The sequence below is a fragment of the Streptomyces sp. CB03234 genome, from assembly GCF_001905885.1.
Classification (GTDB): Bacteria; Actinomycetota; Actinomycetes; order Streptomycetales; family Streptomycetaceae; genus Streptomyces.
Genome location: NZ_LIYH01000002.1, coordinates 1,269,972 through 1,285,591, shown reverse-complemented (window position 1 = coordinate 1,285,591; position 15,620 = coordinate 1,269,972). Strand labels below are relative to the sequence as shown.

The following is a 15,620-nucleotide window of genomic DNA, read 5'->3' as shown; positions in this document are numbered from 1 at the left end:
CGGCGGCCTTGGGTACGAGGGTTGGGAGCCGCAACGAGGCCGCCGGCCTCTGCGGGGGCGACCCTGCACGGCCCCACCCCGGCCGGTGGCCGTCTGCGGGCAGCCCGGGGTCAGCGGTGGGACACCAGCGACGTGCCGAAGGGGTCGGAGCCGTGCTCCTCCTCGTAGGTGTCGGTGTTCCCGTGCGTCACGATCATCCAGATCGCGAAGGCCAGAAACGCGGCGCTGGCCACGATCCCCACCGCGCCCAGGATGATTCCCGTGATGGCCATGCCGTTGTTGGTGGCCTCACCGCGCTGGGCCTTCTTGCGGCCGATGATGCCGAAGACCAGCGCGAGGATGCCGAGGATGATGCCCAGGCCGTACAGGCAGAAGACGACCACCGAGACGATGCCGAGGACCAACGCGGCGATGCCCATGCCGTTGGAGGGGACCTGCTGCCAGCCGGGCTGGACGTAGCCGGGGTAGCCGGGGTAGCCGTACGCCCCGGTGGGCGGCATGGGGGCGGGGTAGCCGTACGGGGTGGACTGGGCGGGGCCGCCCGGGGCTGTCGGGGGCGGCGGGAGCTCGCCGCCGGTGCCGGGTATGGACGTCATCGTCGGCTGGTCGTGCACGCCCGGAGGGGGCTGGTACGGCGGCGGCTGGGGCGGCCGGCTCTCCGGCGGAGCCCACGGATCGTTCGGATCGCTCATCTCTGGCATGGGCCTCCCCCATCGTGTCCGGTCATGCTAACCGCCGCCCTACGATGATCCCTGACCAGCCCGGTGTACCGCACACGGAGGACCCCGATGACCGATCTGCACCCCTTCATCGCGGGGCTGCCCAAGGCCGAACTGCACGTCCACCATGTCGGTTCGGCCTCCCCCCGGATCGTCGCCGAGCTGGCGGCCCGCCACCCCGACTCGAAGGTGCCCACCGATCCCGAGGCGCTCGTCGACTACTTCACCTTCACGGACTTCGCGCACTTCATCGAGGTCTACCTGTCGGTGGTGGACCTGATCAGGACCCCGGAGGACGTGCGGCTGCTGACGTACGAGGTGGCCCGCGACATGGCGCGGCAGAACATCCGGTACGCGGAGCTGACCGTCACGCCCTTCAGTTCCACCCGGCGCGGCATCGACGAGAAGGCGTTCATGGCGGCGATCGAGGACGCCCGGCTCGCCGCCGAGAGCGAGCTGGGCGTCATCCTGCGCTGGTGCTTCGACATCCCCGGCGAGGCCGGCCTGGAGGCCGCCGAGGAGACCGCGCGGCTGGCGGTGGACCTGCGGCCCGAGGGCCTGGTGTCGTTCGGGCTGGGCGGCCCCGAGATCGGCGTACCGCGGCCGCAGTTCAAGCCGTACTTCGACCGGGCCATCGCGGCGGGCCTGCACTCGGTGCCGCACGCGGGCGAGACGACCGGTCCGCGGACCGTCTGGGACGCCCTGACGGAACTGCGCGCCGAGCGCATCGGCCACGGCACCAGCTCCGTCCAGGACCCGGAGCTGCTGGCGTACCTGGCGGAGCACCGCATCGCGCTGGAGGTGTGCCCGACGTCCAACATCGCCACCCGGGCGGTTGTGGACATCGACGCGCACCCGGTCAAGAAGATGGTCGCCGCGGGGGTGCTGGTGACCATCAACTCCGACGACCCGCCGATGTTCGGTACCGACCTCAACAACGAGTACGAGGTCGCCGCCCGGCTGCTGGAGCTGGACGAGCGGGGTGTCGCCGACCTGGCCAAGAACGCGGTGGAGGCGTCGTTCCTGGACGCGGCCGGCAAGGCGAGGATCGCCGACGAGATCGACCGTTACACCGCCGAGTGGCTGCGCCGCTGATGCGCCCCGTCACCGTGGTGGCGCACCGGGGCGACCCGTACCGCGTCCGCGAGAACACGCTCGCGTCGCTCCGCTCGGCGCTGGCGCGGGGGGCGGACGCGGTCGAGATCGATGTACGGCTCACCCGCGACGGCGTCCCGGTCCTCCTGCACGACGAGTCGCTGAAGCGCCTGTGGGGCATCGACCGGCCGCTCGCGCACATGACGCTGGAGGAGCTGCGGGGGCTGACCGGCGCGGAGGGCGTGCCGACCCTGGGCGAGGCGCTGGACGCGGTCGGCGGTCACCGGGTGATGATCGACCTGCCGGGTGCCACGGAGCGTTCGGTGCGCACCATCGTCGGCACCGTCCACGAGTGCGGCGCGGGTGACCGCGTGTACTACTGCTCCAGTGCCGCGGCCATGCTGCTCGTCCGGGCCGCCGACCCCGGCGCCGAGATCGCCCTGACGTGGACGACGCTCGCTCCGCCGCGCCCGGTGCTGCTGGAGGCGGTGGGGCCGCGCTGGCTCAACTACCGTTTCGGGCTGGTCAGTAGGGGGCTGGCGGACCGGGTGCACCGGGACGGGCTGCTCGTTTCCGCGTGGACGGCCGACACGCGCAGAACCATGCGCAGGCTGATCGCTGACGGGGTGGACTCGATCACCACCAACCGCGTGGACGCGCTGAGCGCCGTCCTGAGGGGGCCGGGGAGACAACCACCCCGTCGACCGCGCGGTCGGTGACCAGGTCGTCGCGAAGTACCCGAGCATCGGCGAAGTCGCCCGCGCCGACCGGGCGTTCGTGGCCGGGCCGTGACCCGTCCCGCGGGTGAGGCGGGCGTACGGCAGCTCCTGGACATCGGCACGGGCCTGCCGACCGCCGGATCTGGAGCGGTTCCCGCGTGCGCTGTCCTGTGGCTGAAGACCGGCGGCCGCTGGGGCTGCAACACGGTGATCGCGGCCACCGAGGACCTCTCCCGCACCCTGGTGTACTCGGTGGACTCCACCGACACGAAGGGCGAGGAGATGAACCCGGTGGCCGAGCAGATCATGCGGGCAGCATTCGCGCTCTGAGCACCGGCGCGGTCAGCGCCTCCAGGCGCTTGATCATGCGGCGTACGACGAGCAGCGGGATCACCCCGAAGACGCCGAAGGACATGTCGATCAGCGACCACCAGAAGGGGATGCCCCGGATGGGGCCGCAGATCAGGGCGAGCGGGATGATACCGGCACAGGCGATCATGCCGAAGTCGATCGCCCAGATGTTGCGTACGGGGTCGCGGTAGGGCCCGTAGAAGGCGACGGCGATGACGAGGTGCGCGAAGGCGAGCCAGTCGGTCCCGTACAGGAGGAACGGGTACTTCTGGTCGGCGGTGTCGAGGCCGGCGCGTACGCGCTCGATCCACTCCTGGAGGCCGGGGAAGGCGTCGGCGGCGGGGGACGCCCAGCCGTCCAGGGCGTCCTCGAGGAGGTGCAGTTCGGTGACGAGCGGGAAGGCCGTCGCACCGCTGAGCACCAGACAGACGATGAAAACGGCCAACCACACACGTATACGCCGCAGAAGGGCGCGGGTCTCGCTCATGCCCGCAGCGTACGACCGTGCCCGTCCGCCCTCCGCGCCGGTACCGGTTCGGCACTGTGCGAAGATCCGACGGTGCATCCGATCAGCGCTGAAGACCCCGCCTGGATAGGCCCCTACCGCCTCCTCGGACTCCTGGGCGAAGGCGGAATGGGCCGTGTCTATCTCGCACGCAGCGAGGGCGGCCGGACCGTGGCGGTGAAGCTGATTCTCCGTCAGCTGGCCCAGGACGGCGAGTTCCGGCAGCGGTTCGCCCAGGAGGTGGCCGCGGCGCGGAGGGTCGGTGGGCGGTGGACCGCGCCCGTGCTGGACGCCGACACCGGGGCCGCGATGCCCTGGGTGGCGACCGGTTACATCCCGGGCCCCGCCCTGTCGGAGGTCGTGGGCAAGGACCACGGGCCGTTGCCCGACACGTCCGTACGCGCCCTGGCGAGCGGGTTGTCCCAGGCGCTGGAGGCCATCCACTCCGTGGGGCTGGTGCACCGCGACCTGAAGCCCTCCAACGTGCTGCTGACGGTGGACGGTCCGCGGGTGATCGACTTCGGCATCGCCCGCGCGCTGGACGCGCACAGCGCGGCGGGCGATGTGCGCACCCGCACGGGCGCGGTGGTGGGTTCGCCCGGGTTCATGTCGCCCGAGCAGGTGCGCGGCGAGGGCGTCACGGCCGCGTCGGACGTGTTCTGCCTGGGCGCGGTCCTCGCGTACGCGGCGACGGGACGCATGCCGTTCGGGAGCGCCGAGAGCGGCGTCCACAGTCTGCTGTACCGGATCGTGCAGGAGGAGCCGGACCTGGTGGGTGTGCCGCCGAGGCTGGCCGGGCTCGTCAGGGCCTGCCTGATCAAGGACCCGGCGGGCCGGCCGTCGGTCGCGGAGCTGGTCGAGGCGACCCGGGACGCCGAACCCACCGGGGCCTGGCTGCCCGGCGCGCTGCTCGCGCAGCTCGGGCAGCGGGCGGCGCGGCTGCTGGACGCGGAGGTGCCCGCGTCGGCCCACACGCCGGTGCCGCAGCAGCCGCACGCGGCACTGCCGTACGCGCCCACGGCGTTCCAGACGCCGCCGCCCGCGCCCGTCCCCTATCCGTACCCCCATCCCGTACCCCCGAGCCCCTCCGGTGGCCGGTCCGGGGGCGGTGGGCGGGTGGCGCTGATCGTCCTGAGCGTCGTGGTCGGGCTGCCGGTGGTGGGTGTCTTCCTGCTGTTCATGATCGGCCTGCTGGCCGGCGACGAGAAGCCGCCCGAGGTCCGCGAGGTCGCCGGCGCCGTACCGGACGCCTACCTCGGCGCCTGGGAGGGCGTGATGAAGGCGGGCCCGGAGGGCGAGTTCCAGGGGCGCTTCGACATCGTCCAGGGCGAGAAGGACACGGTGGTCGCCACGGTCACCTACACGCTCCCCCACGCCCTCTGCCAGGACCGCGCGGCGCTGCTGACCGCCGACGACGAGAAGATCGTCCTGGGCGAGGGCAGCAGGACGAAGAGTGTGCCGGCCGGCACGAAGAGCTGCGCCAAGCCGTCACCGGAGCAGACCCTCAAGGCGCAGCCGGACGGCACGCTGCTGTGGGAGACGAGGGGCGCGTCCACGGCGCTCAAGCCCGCGGAGACCAGCGAGGCGGCCGTCCACCCGAAGTTCCTGGGCACCTGGGACCTCCCGACCAAGCCGGCCGTCAACAGCCTCAGGCTGACGATCAAGCAGGGTGCGGTCGGCGAGGAGGTCGTCACGGCGATCGGCGCGGGCTCCTTCGAGAAGTGCAGGTGGAAGGGCGTCCTGGCCGGTGCGCACAGCGACCGGCTCGTCCTGGGGCCGCTCACCTCGAGCCGGAGCGCCTGTCCGGTACGGAGTTCGATGGTGATCACTCCGGCGGGTGAGGGCAAGCTCTACGTGGACCGGGCGGACCGGCCGGAGGACGCCCGCCAGGAGGAGCTGCACCGCTACCAGCCCTGACCGCGGCCCGGCGGCGCTACTGGGTGTCGTCCTCGTCGGCCTCCACCCCCTTGAGCGGTTCGCCACCCTCGGTGCCCTCTTCGGGGCGGTAGCCCTCCGCGGCGCTCGCCGTGCCGGGGACGGTGCGGCGGCCGGCCTGGCGCTCGGCGCCGGAGTGGGCTCCGGGCTCTTCTTCGCTGCGCTTGCGGGCGCGTTCCCGCGGCGTCTTGTCGTTCATGGCGCCCGGGTACCCGTGGCCGGGGCCGTCATACGCCCGCAAAAAGGCGGCGGGCGGGCCGGGGACGTACCCCGGCCCGCCCGCCGTACGGCCGGTGCGTCAGCCCAGCGAGGTCATCACGTGCTTGATGCGCGTGTAGTCCTCGAAGCCGTACGCCGAGAGGTCCTTGCCGTAGCCGGACTTCTTGTAGCCACCGTGCGGCATCTCCGCGACCAGCGGGATGTGGGTGTTGATCCACACGCAGCCGAAGTCCAGCGCCTTGGACATGCGCATCGCACGGGCGTGGTCCTTCGTCCAGACCGAGGAGGCCAGGGCGTACTCGACGCCGTTGGCGTACTCCAGGGCCTGCTCCTCGTCGCGGAACGACTGGACGGTGATGACGGGGCCGAAGACCTCGTTCTGGATGATCTCGTCGTCCTGCTTGAGGCCGGAGACGACGGTCGGGGCGTAGAAGTAGCCCTTGTCACCGACCCGGTGGCCGCCGGCCTCGACCTTGGCGTGGGCGGGGAGGCGGTCGATGAAGCCGCTGACCTGCCCCAGCTGGTTGGCGTTGTTGAGCGGCCCGTACAGCACGTCCGCGTCGTCCGGCTGACCGGTCTTGGTCTCGGACGCGGCCTTGGCGAGGGCGGCCACGAACTCGTCGTGGATGGACTCGTGGACGAGCACGCGGGTGGCGGCGGTGCAGTCCTGGCCGGCGTTGAAGAAGCCCGCCACGGAGATGTCCTCGACGGCCTTGGCGATGTCGGTGTCCTCGAAGACGACGACCGGCGCCTTGCCGCCCAGCTCCAGGTGGACGCGCTTGACGTCCTTGGCGGCGGACTCGGCGACCTGCATGCCGGCGCGTACGGAGCCGGTGATGGAGGCCATCGCGGGGGTCGGGTGCTCGACCATGGCGCGGCCGGTCTCGCGGTCGCCGCAGATGACGTTGAAGACGCCCTTGGGGACGATCTGGCCGATGATCTCGGCGATCAGCACGGTGGAGGCCGGGGTGGTGTCCGACGGCTTGAGGACGACCGTGTTGCCCGCGGCGAGCGCCGGGGCGAACTTCCACACGGCCATCATCATCGGGTAGTTCCACGGCGCGACCTGCGCGCAGACGCCGACCGGCTCACGGCGGACGATCGAGGTCAGGCCCTCCATGTACTCACCGGCGGACTTGCCCTCCAGCAGCCGCGCGGCGCCCGCGAAGAACCGGATCTGGTCCACCATCGGCGGGACCTCTTCGGTGCGGGTGAGCTCGACCGGCTTGCCGGTGTTCTCCGACTCGGCCGCGATGAGGTCCTCGGCGCGCTCCTCGAAGGCGTCGGCGATCTTCAGCAGGACCTTCTGGCGCTCGGACGGCGTGGTGTCACGCCAGGCGGGGAAGGCGGCCGCGGCGGCCTCCATGGCGGCGTCGACGTCGGCCTGGCCGGACAGCGGGGAAGTGGCGTACACCTCGCCGGTGGCCGGGTTGACCACGTCGATGGTCCGTCCGTCGGCGGCGTCCCGGAACTCCCCGTTGATGTAGTTGCGCAGACGACGCAGCTCGGTGGTCACTTGCCACCCCTCCTGTCGGTCTCGTGGTTCTCGGTGTCCAAGTGCTGGACAGCCCCACCCTAATCGCTGATGCGACGATTCCGACAGGCCCGACGCTCCAGAACTTCGGATTCAGTGGGATTCAATCTCCAGAACAACGGATTTCCTCGATCTGAGGTTGCGCGAGTGACGAGACTCGGTGCACAGTGGAGACGTGGCCAGTCGAAGCGCAGACCCCAGGGCCGGGAACGGATCGTCACCGACGATCGACGCCGTATCCCTGGCGATCATCGAACAGCTCCAGGAGGACGGACGCCGTCCGTACGCCGCCATCGGCAAGGCCGTCGGCCTCTCCGAGGCGGCCGTGCGCCAGCGCGTCCAGAAGCTCCTGGATCAAGGCGTCATGCAGATCGTCGCCGTCACCGACCCGCTCACCGTCGGCTTCCGCCGGCAGGCGATGGTCGGCATCAACGTCGAGGGCGACGTGGAGCAGGTGGCGGACGCCGTGACGGCCATGGCCGAATGTGAGTACGTGGTGATGACCGCGGGCTCCTTCGACCTCATGGTGGAGATCGTCTGCGAGGACGACGACCACCTTCTGGATGTGATCAACAAGCGCATCCGCACACTCCCCGGCGTGCGCTCCACCGAGAGCTTCGTCTACCTCAAGCTCAAGAAGCAGACCTATATGTGGGGAACCCGATAGCCGTGAGCAAGGACCTCTCCAAGACCGCGTACGACCACCTGTGGATGCACTTCACCCGCATGTCGTCGTACGAGAACAGCCCCGTCCCGACCATCGTTCGCGGCGAGGGCACCTACATCTTCGACGACAAGGGCAAGCGCTACCTCGACGGCCTCGCCGGCCTGTTCGTGGTCCAGGCCGGCCACGGCCGGACCGAGCTCGCCGAGACCGCCTACAAGCAGGCCCAGGAGCTCGCCTTCTTCCCGGTGTGGTCCTACGCCCACCCGAAGGCCGTCGAGCTGGCCGAGCGCCTCGCGCACCACGCCCCCGGTGACCTGAACAAGGTCTTCTTCACCACCGGTGGCGGCGAGGCGGTCGAGACCGCCTGGAAGCTGGCCAAGCAGTACTTCAAGCTGGTGGGCAAGCCCACCAAGTACAAGGTCATCTCCCGCGCGGTCGCCTACCACGGCACCCCGCAGGGCGCGCTGTCCATCACCGGCCTGCCGGCCCTGAAGGCCCCCTTCGAGCCGCTGGTCCCCGGCGCGCACAAGGTGCCGAACACCAACATCTACCGCGCCCCGATCCACGGCGACGACCCCGAGGCCTTCGGCCGCTGGGCCGCCGACCAGATCGAGCAGCAGATCCTCTTCGAGGGCCCGGAGACCGTCGCCGCGGTCTTCCTGGAGCCGGTGCAGAACGCCGGTGGCTGCTTCCCGCCGCCGCCCGGGTACTTCCAGCGGGTGCGCGAGATCTGCGACCAGTACGACGTGCTGCTCGTCTCCGACGAGGTCATCTGCGCCTTCGGCCGCCTCGGCACCATGTTCGCGTGCGACAAGTTCGACTACGTACCGGACATGATCACCTGCGCCAAGGGCATGACCTCGGGCTACTCCCCGATCGGCGCGTGCATCATCTCCGACCGCATCGCCGAGCCGTTCTACAAGGGTGACAACACCTTCCTGCACGGCTACACCTTCGGTGGCCACCCGGTCTCCGCGGCGGTGGGCCTCGCCAACCTCGACATCTTCGAGCGCGAGAACCTCAACCAGCACGTCCTGGACAACGAGGGCAACTTCCGCGCCACGCTGGAGAAGCTGAAGGACCTGCCGATCGTCGGCGACGTCCGCGGCAACGGCTACTTCTACGGCATCGAGCTCGTCAAGGACAAGGTGACCAAGGAGTCGTTCAACGACGACGAGACCGAGCGCGTCCTGTACGGGTTCCTCTCCAAGGCGCTGTTCGACAACGGCCTGTACTGCCGTGCCGACGACCGCGGCGACCCGGTCGTCCAGCTGGCGCCGCCGCTGGTGTCCGACCAGTCCACGTTCGACGAGATCGAGCAGATCCTCCGGGCCACCCTCACCGAGGCCTGGACGAAGCTGTAACCCTCGGCGTGATCGTCCGATCGTAGGCTGAACGCGGCCCGGGTCATGCCCCATCCGAGTGAGATGGGCGGACCCGGGCCGTGTGCTGTCCAGACACCCGGCTCGCCAATCCCTACGGTTCCAGTGACCGATCGGCCCTGCCTTCGTTCCCCCGTACGGGGGAACAACGTACGGGGGACGACACACATCAGAACCGATACCGAGGTGTTCGCCATGGTGGCCCCGCCGGACAACGACGTGCTCTGGGCACGCGCCCTGCACCACTCCCACAACGGCTCCCCCGCGCTTCAAGGCGTCTCCCTCGGCGTGCGCGAGGGCGAGATCCTCGCGGTCAGCGGGCCGCGCGGCTGTGGCAAGACGACCCTCCTGCGCTGCCTGTCCGGTCGGCTGGTCCCGCGCGAGGGCGAGGTCTGGTACAACAGCGCCCCCGTCCACACCATGAGCCCGCTCCAGCGTGAGCGGCTGCGCCGCGACCGGTTCGGCTGGGTTGGCCCCAAACCCGACCTCGTCCCCGAACTGACCGCCTGGGAGAACGCCGCCCTGCCCCTGCTGCTGCGCGGCACCTCCCACCGCGCCGCCAAGGCCGCCGCACTCGACTGGCTGGAGCGCCTCGACACCGGCGACTGCGCGCGCAAACGGCCGCACGCCCTCCTCCAGGCCCAGCGCCAGCGCATCGCCATCGCCCGCGCCCTGGTCACCATGCCGTCGCTGCTGTTCGCCGACGAACCCACCGCGACGCTGCACCGCGCCGACGGCGCCCAGGTGCTGCGCACCCTGACCGCCGCCGCCCGCTCGCACCGCATCACCGTCCTGCTCGCCACGCACGACCCGGACGTCGCGGCGCTCGCCGACCGCACGGTGCACCTGCTCGACGGGCGGCGCGTCAACTCCGTACACCTCAATGGAGCGGAGGGCCGCGACGCGTGCTCGCTCTCCGTCTAGCCCGCGGCGCCCACCCCCTGGTACTGCTGCGCCGGCTGCTCGTCGCGGCCGCCTCGGCCGGGGTCGGCTTCCTGCTGCTGTGCACCCTGGGGTACGCGGTCGGGCACCCCGGCGAGTCACGGGCCGCGCTGATGCGCCTGGCCTGGTGCGCCCTGCCGCTCGCCGCGACCGTGCACTTCGCCGTCGCCGTCGCCCGTACCGACCCGGCCACCCGGCCGCGCCCCGGGCTGTCGGCGATCGGCCTGGGCCCGGCCCGGCTGGCCGCGGTCGCTGCCGCGTCGACCGCCGTGTCGTGCACGCTCGGCTCGATGGTCGCGCTGCTGGTCTTCCTGCACCTGCGCGGCGACCTCACGGGCCTGCCGTTCGACGGGGCGTCCGCCGAGCTGCTGGCGGCGGGCCGGCCCCTGCCGCTCGCGGCCGCGCTGACCCTGCTCGCCATCGTGCCGGTCGTCGCCTCCGCGGCCGCCGCCCTGGCGCTGCGGCGCAGCCGCAAGGAGGTCCTGGACGACGACCCGGCGACCGCCGAGCCCGCCGCGGCGACGGCGCCCACCGGGCTGCCGTGGGGCGTGGCGCTGATCGCGCTGGGCCTCGCCGTCGAGACGTACGCCTCCCGGGGCAGCGGCGGCGGCGCGGCCGCCCTGCCGCTGCCGGGCGGCATCGGCGGCGGCCCGGCGGGCGTCCTGGCGGGCTGGGCGCTCACCGCGCTCGGGCTCGCCGTCGCCGGCCCGGGGCTCACGCACCTGTCGGGGCGGCTGCTCCAGACCTTCCGGCCCGGCGTGACCCGGCTGCTGGCGGGGCGCGCCCTGATGGACGAGGCGCGGCGCATCGGGCGCCCGCTGGGCGTGGCGTGCGCGGTGGCCTCGGCGACGATCGGGGCGACGAGGCTGTACGAGGGCGGCGCCCATCCGTTCGGGCCGCTGACCGGGCTGGGCGCGGCGCTGGTCATGGCGTGCACCACGGCGACGCTGCTGACCGCGGCGCTGGAGTCCCGGCAGACCCGCGTGACCACGAAGGACGCGCTGCTGCGGCTGGGCGCCTCGGAATCGCTCCTCCGGCTGGCCGTGGCGCTGCGCGCGCTGACCCTGCTGGTGGTGTTCGCGCCGCTGACGTGGGCGGTGGCGGAGCTGGCGGCGCTGCCGCTGCGGCGGTGACCCTCATGTCCTGATCCGAGGGTCGTGTGTCCCGTCGGACCCTCATGCCCCGGTGCCGGACGGCGGTTGGGTGGGGTGACCGACCACCACAGGAGACAGACACATGACCACCGTCGCCGGTATCGACGTCCCCGACAGCCGCCTGGCCCGTGAGGCCACCGAGCTGGTGCGCGAGGCGGCCTCGCCGACCGTCTTCCACCACTCCCGCCGCGTGTTCTTCTGGGGTTCCCTGCGCGGCCTCGCCCGTGGCCTGAAGGCCGACCCGGAGCTGCTGTACGTCGGCGCCCTCTTCCACGACCTCGGCCTGACCGAGCGCCACCGCGGCGACGGCCGGCGCTTCGAGATCGACGGCGCCGACGAGGCCCGCCGCTTCCTCCTCCGGCACGGGGTCGCCCCGGACGCCGCAGACCTGGTGTGGCAGGGCATCGCCCTGCACACCACCCCCGAGATCCCCTGGCACATGGCGCCCGAGGTGGCGCTGGTGACGGCGGGCGTCGAGGTCGACGTACTCGGCATCGGGCTCGACGAGGTCGACACGGGTGCCCGCGAGGAGGTCGTGGCGCTGCATCCGCGCCCCGACTTCAAGCGGCGCATCCTCGCCGAGTTCACCGCCGGCATCGCGCACCGGCCGCACACGGCGTTCGGCAACGTCAAGGCGGACGTCCTGGACCGCTACTCGCCCGGTTTCACCCGGCAGAACTTTGTCGACATCATCCTGGACTCCGACTGGCCGGAGTGAGGACCCTCTTTTGATGACGCATGTGATCGCGGTGCTGCTACACGAGGGTGTCCAACTGCTCGACGTCGCCGGACCGGTGGACGTCTTCGCCGCCGCCAACGAGCACGGCGGCCGGTACGTGGTGAGGACGGCGACCGTGACCGGCGGACCGGTGCGCACCAGCGCGGGCGTGACGCTCGCGGCCGACTGCGCCGTCGCCGACCTGCCCCCACTGGGGACGCTGATCGTGCCCGGCGCCCCCGACTGGCGCCCCGCCGTCCTCGACCGGGAGTTGCAGGGCGCCCTCAAGCACCTGGCCGGTACGGCGGGGCGTACGGCGGCGGTGTGCGCCGGGGCGTTCCCGCTGGCGGCGACCGGGCTGCTGGACGGGCGGCGGGCCGCGACGCACTGGGAGCTGGCCGAGGCGCTCGCCCGGCGGTTCCCGCGCGTGTCCGTGGACGCCGACTCGCTCTTCGTACGGGACGGGAACCTCCACACCTCCGCCGGGGTGACCGCGGGGATCGACCTGGCGCTCGCCCTGGTCGAGGAGGACCTGGGCGCCGACGCCGCGCGGGCGGTGGCGCGCCACCTGGTGGTGTTCCTGGCCAGGCCGGGCGGGCAGTCGCAGTTCAGTGCCCGGTCGCGGGTGCGGCAGCCCCGCACGCCGCTGCTGCGCACGGTTCTTGACGCGGTGACGGCCGAGCCGGGCGGCGACCACACCCTGGAGAGCCTGGCCCGGCGGGTGGGCGTGAGCGCCCGGCATCTGACGCGGCTGTTCCGGGCGGAGACGGGGACGACTCCGGCGCGGTTCGTGGAGCAGGTGCGGCTGGAGGCGGCCACGACGCTGCTCGTGACGGGCGCCGACCCGCTGGACGCGGTCGCCCGGCACGCCGGGTTCGGCAGCCCCGAGACGCTGCGGCGGGTGTTCCAGCGGGAGCTGGGCGTCACGCCGGGCGCGTACCGGGAGCGGTTCCGGACGTCCGGCGCGCCGGGGGTCGAACGCGTGTAGCTATCGTGGCGGCATGGCGCACACCCCTCGGCCGCACGCCCCTCGGCACGGCCACGACCGCGAGATCGAAACGCTCCAGGAGTTCGACGGGGTCGCCGCGCGCGGCAGTCTCGTCGGCCACCGCCTCCAGTCGGTGGACCTGACAGCCCGTACGGGCGCGTTGCTCTCCCTCCCGACGACGGGCGCCGTCTTCCTGGGCTGCCCCATGGAGCCGGACGCGGCCGCGAAGGTGCGGGCCGACGGGGCGCTCGTCTTCCCGCCCGTACCGGATGTGCCGTTCGATCCGTACCGGGGGCTGCTGTACTCCCCCGACGAGCTGTTCGCGGGCCTCACCGAGCACGGCTACGAGCGGACGCCGGACGCGCTCACGTACGCCTGGTTCCAGCGCACCAAGGCCGACGGCGACATCTTCGCGTCGATGCTGCGGGCCGTGCACGACGACGCGGTCTCCGACGCGCTGGACGAGCACCTCGCCGGCGCCCGCGTGGTCGGCGTGATGGGCGGACACGCCATGGCACGCGGCACGGACGCGTACGCCGGTGCCGCCCGCCTCGGCCGGAGCCTCGCCCGTGCCGGGATGACCGTCGCGACGGGCGGCGGGCCCGGCGCCATGGAGGCGGCCAACCTGGGCGCGTACGCCGCGCCCCATGACGACGCCATGCTGGAGGAGGCGCTGCTGCTGCTCGGCAAGGAGCCGTCGTTCGCGCCGTCCGTGGGCGACTGGGCGCGGGTGGCGTTCGAGGTGCGGTCCCGCTGGCCGGGGGGCGGCGACTCGGTCGGCATCCCCACCTGGTTCTACGGCCACGAGCCGCCGAACGCCTTCGCTTCCCACACGGCGAAGTACTTCGCTAACGCCACCCGCGAGGACGGCCTGCTGGCCCGCTGCACCGCGGGCGTGGTCTTCCTCCCGGGCGCCGCCGGCACCGTCCAGGAGATCTTCGACAACGCGACCCCCAACTACTACGAGTCGCGCGGCGAACCGACCCCCATGGTCCTGGTCAACCGCACCCACTGGACCGAGCACCTGCCCGCCTGGCCCCTCCTGCAGGCCCTCGCCCGAGGCCGCTCCATGGAGCCGCGTATCGCCCTCGTCGACAGCGTGGACGAGGCCCCGGAGGCGCTGCGGCGGCTATCGGCTCCGTAGCGGGCACTCGCGCAGGAAGGCGCGCAGCGGCTCCACATGGCGGTCCGGGCGGCGCCACTGGGCACACAGGTCCTCCAGCAGGTGGCGTTCGGCCGCGACGTCGCGCCGGCGGTAGCGGCGGATCACCGGGTGGAGGAACTCCGACTCGTGGGCCCGCTCGGGCACCGGGCTGCGGCGGATCGCGAAGATGTCGGCGTGGTCGTGGCGCCCCCAGCGCAGGCCCAGTGTGTAGAAGTGGTCCCGGTCGCCGAAGCGGGCGACGGCGTAGTCCTCCGGCAGGTCCTCGTAGTGCCGGACCCGCCTCCGCTCCTCGTCAGGCACGAACACGTCGACGAGGTACTCGAACTGGGTCCACAGGGCGGAGGACCGGTTGGCCCGGTCCAGCATCGTGTCGGCGAGGCGGTCGGGGTGGCCGTCGACGACTCCGTACCGCAGGGCGCGTCCTTCGTACCGTTCGGCCAGGAGGCGCGAGAGGGTGCGCAGGTTGTAGCGGAAGCCGTCGATGAACGGTGAGGCGGCGTGCCGGAAGTCGCGGGCCTGGGCCAGCGTCCCGGCGAAGTACAGCCCGCCGACGTCGACCGACTGCCAGTCGGGGCCGGTGGCGGGAAAGCGTCCGTGGGGGGCGAGCCGGGGCCGGCAGTCGGCGGCGAACAGCGAGTCGTCCATGCGGAAGCCGGTGCAGCGGATGACGGTGTCGTACTCCAGCAGCTCTCGCTCCCCCTCGGCGAGGGTGTAGGAGACGGCCACGCGGTATGTGTCGCCCTCCGGGCGGATCTCGTCGATCTCGCACTCCAGGACGCTGTGCAGTGTCTTGAACCAGTAGCTGTCGAGCAGCGCCCCGTACTGCCCGCGCACATCCCCGGCGTGCTTGCTGTGCCAGGCGAGGCGGGTGGGGTGCGGTGAGGCGAGGTGGACGAGGGCGGCGTGGCCGAGCAGCGGGGTGGCGGTCTCGAACGCGGAGTTGCCCTTGCCGATGACCAGCACCCGTTTGCCCCGGTACGCCTCGGGGGCGAGCGGCGCGGACTCGTAACCCAGCGCGTGTTCGATGCCGTCGATCCCGGGAATGTACGGACGGCCCCAGCCCGTGGCCACGATCAGGCAGTCGCAGGTGAACAGACGCCCGTCAGCGGTGTCCAGCCGGAAGCCGGGGCCATGGCGGCTGATCCGTCTCACGTCGGTGCCGAACCGCACCCGGGGGACATGCGCTCGCTGGAAGTCCCGCAGGTAGGCGGTCATCGCATCGGCGTGCGGGAACCATTCGGTGCTGTAGTCGGCGAACAGCGGCTGTGACGCGGGGGACAGCAGCGAGTTCCAGTCCCAGCGCAGCCGTGTTTCCGGGTCTTGGTCGAGGGTGTGCACCTTGTTGAGGGAGATCAGGCGCCGGTGCCGGGGGAAGCGCCGGAAGAACCCGCCCGGGGCGTCCTCCCGTTCCAGCACCACATGGTCGGCGCCGGCCTCCTGGAGGAAGCAGCCCAGTTGCAGGCCCGCGGGTCCGGCGCCGAGCACCACATAGCGGTGGCGTTCACCGGATGGGCTCGCCATCCACCC

15 protein-coding genes and 1 pseudogene are annotated in these 15,620 nt (G+C 72.1%); 11 read left to right on the top strand and 5 right to left on the bottom strand.

Annotated features, from left to right (window positions below; all coding sequences use genetic code 11):
- Positions 1-110: 110 nt before the first annotated feature.
- The gene (locus AMK26_RS12795; protein WP_073754622.1) at positions 111-701 is read right to left on the bottom strand and encodes a DUF4190 domain-containing protein; all 591 of its coding nucleotides are present in this window, start codon (positions 699-701) and stop codon (positions 111-113) included.
- A gap of 87 nt (positions 702-788) precedes the next feature.
- Between AMK26_RS12795 and AMK26_RS12790 the strand changes: the two genes are divergently transcribed.
- From AMK26_RS12790 to AMK26_RS12780, 3 genes and pseudogenes are all read left to right on the top strand, one after another.
- The gene (locus AMK26_RS12790; protein WP_073754621.1) at positions 789-1,814 is read left to right on the top strand and encodes an adenosine deaminase; all 1,026 of its coding nucleotides are present in this window, start codon (positions 789-791) and stop codon (positions 1,812-1,814) included.
- The gene (locus tag AMK26_RS12785; protein ID WP_073754802.1) at positions 1,814-2,533 is read left to right on the top strand and encodes a glycerophosphodiester phosphodiesterase; all 720 of its coding nucleotides are present in this window, start codon (positions 1,814-1,816) and stop codon (positions 2,531-2,533) included. The genes AMK26_RS12790 and AMK26_RS12785 overlap by 1 nt, the downstream gene beginning before the upstream one ends.
- Positions 2,493-2,671 (top strand): annotated as a pseudogene (locus tag AMK26_RS12780) (SAM-dependent methyltransferase); the annotation flags it as partial. The gene AMK26_RS12785 and the pseudogene AMK26_RS12780, both read left to right, overlap by 41 nt.
- 166 nt (positions 2,672-2,837) lie before the next feature.
- Here AMK26_RS12780 and AMK26_RS12775 read toward each other — a convergent pair.
- A complete protein-coding gene (locus AMK26_RS12775) occupies positions 2,838-3,371 on the bottom strand; it encodes a hypothetical protein (RefSeq protein WP_073754620.1) in 534 nt (177 codons plus the stop codon).
- Positions 3,372-3,443: 72 nt separating this feature from the next.
- Here AMK26_RS12775 and AMK26_RS12770 point away from each other — a divergent pair, with 72 nt between their 5' ends.
- Positions 3,444-5,306, top strand: a complete 1,863-nt coding sequence (locus AMK26_RS12770) for a serine/threonine-protein kinase (protein ID WP_073754619.1) — start codon at positions 3,444-3,446, stop codon at positions 5,304-5,306.
- Positions 5,307-5,322: 16 nt separating this feature from the next.
- On the opposite strand, the gene AMK26_RS12765 is transcribed toward AMK26_RS12770, so the two are convergent.
- Positions 5,323-5,523, bottom strand: a complete 201-nt coding sequence (locus AMK26_RS12765) for a hypothetical protein (protein ID WP_073754618.1) — start codon at positions 5,521-5,523, stop codon at positions 5,323-5,325.
- A gap of 99 nt (positions 5,524-5,622) precedes the next feature.
- Positions 5,623-7,059, bottom strand: a complete 1,437-nt coding sequence (locus tag AMK26_RS12760) for a gamma-aminobutyraldehyde dehydrogenase (protein ID WP_073754617.1) — start codon at positions 7,057-7,059, stop codon at positions 5,623-5,625.
- Between the two features lie 178 nt (positions 7,060-7,237).
- On the opposite strand from AMK26_RS12760, the gene AMK26_RS12755 reads away from it, so the two are divergent.
- The 7 genes from AMK26_RS12755 to AMK26_RS12725 all read left to right on the top strand — a co-directional run bounded on the left by AMK26_RS12755 (position 7,238) and on the right by AMK26_RS12725 (position 14,072).
- The gene (locus tag AMK26_RS12755; protein WP_073754616.1) at positions 7,238-7,744 is read left to right on the top strand and encodes an Lrp/AsnC family transcriptional regulator; all 507 of its coding nucleotides are present in this window, start codon (positions 7,238-7,240) and stop codon (positions 7,742-7,744) included.
- Positions 7,729-9,108, top strand: coding sequence for an aspartate aminotransferase family protein (locus AMK26_RS12750; RefSeq protein WP_073754615.1), 1,380 nt, complete (start codon positions 7,729-7,731; stop codon positions 9,106-9,108). The genes AMK26_RS12755 and AMK26_RS12750 overlap by 16 nt, the downstream gene beginning before the upstream one ends.
- Before the next feature lie 213 nt (positions 9,109-9,321).
- Positions 9,322-10,050, top strand: a complete 729-nt coding sequence (locus AMK26_RS12745; RefSeq protein ID WP_073754614.1) for an ABC transporter ATP-binding protein — start codon at positions 9,322-9,324, stop codon at positions 10,048-10,050.
- Entirely contained in the window at positions 10,032-11,201 is a 1,170-nt protein-coding gene (locus AMK26_RS12740; RefSeq protein ID WP_073754613.1) for a hypothetical protein, read from the top strand. Before AMK26_RS12745 ends, AMK26_RS12740 begins: the two co-directional genes overlap by 19 nt.
- Positions 11,202-11,304: 103 nt before the next feature.
- Entirely contained in the window at positions 11,305-11,940 is a 636-nt protein-coding gene (locus tag AMK26_RS12735) for an HD domain-containing protein (RefSeq protein ID WP_073754612.1), read from the top strand.
- A gap of 13 nt (positions 11,941-11,953) precedes the next feature.
- Positions 11,954-12,928 (top strand): GlxA family transcriptional regulator, encoded by a 975-nt coding sequence (locus tag AMK26_RS12730; RefSeq protein WP_198944044.1) that lies wholly within the window; start codon positions 11,954-11,956, stop codon positions 12,926-12,928.
- A 13-nt stretch (positions 12,929-12,941) separates the two neighbouring features.
- The gene (locus AMK26_RS12725; RefSeq protein WP_073754611.1) at positions 12,942-14,072 is read left to right on the top strand and encodes an LOG family protein; all 1,131 of its coding nucleotides are present in this window, start codon (positions 12,942-12,944) and stop codon (positions 14,070-14,072) included.
- Here AMK26_RS12725 and AMK26_RS12720 read toward each other — a convergent pair.
- Positions 14,058-15,614, bottom strand: a complete 1,557-nt coding sequence (locus AMK26_RS12720) for an NAD(P)-binding domain-containing protein (RefSeq protein ID WP_073754610.1) — start codon at positions 15,612-15,614, stop codon at positions 14,058-14,060. The genes AMK26_RS12725 and AMK26_RS12720 overlap by 15 nt on opposite strands.
- Positions 15,615-15,620 lie beyond the last annotated feature (6 nt).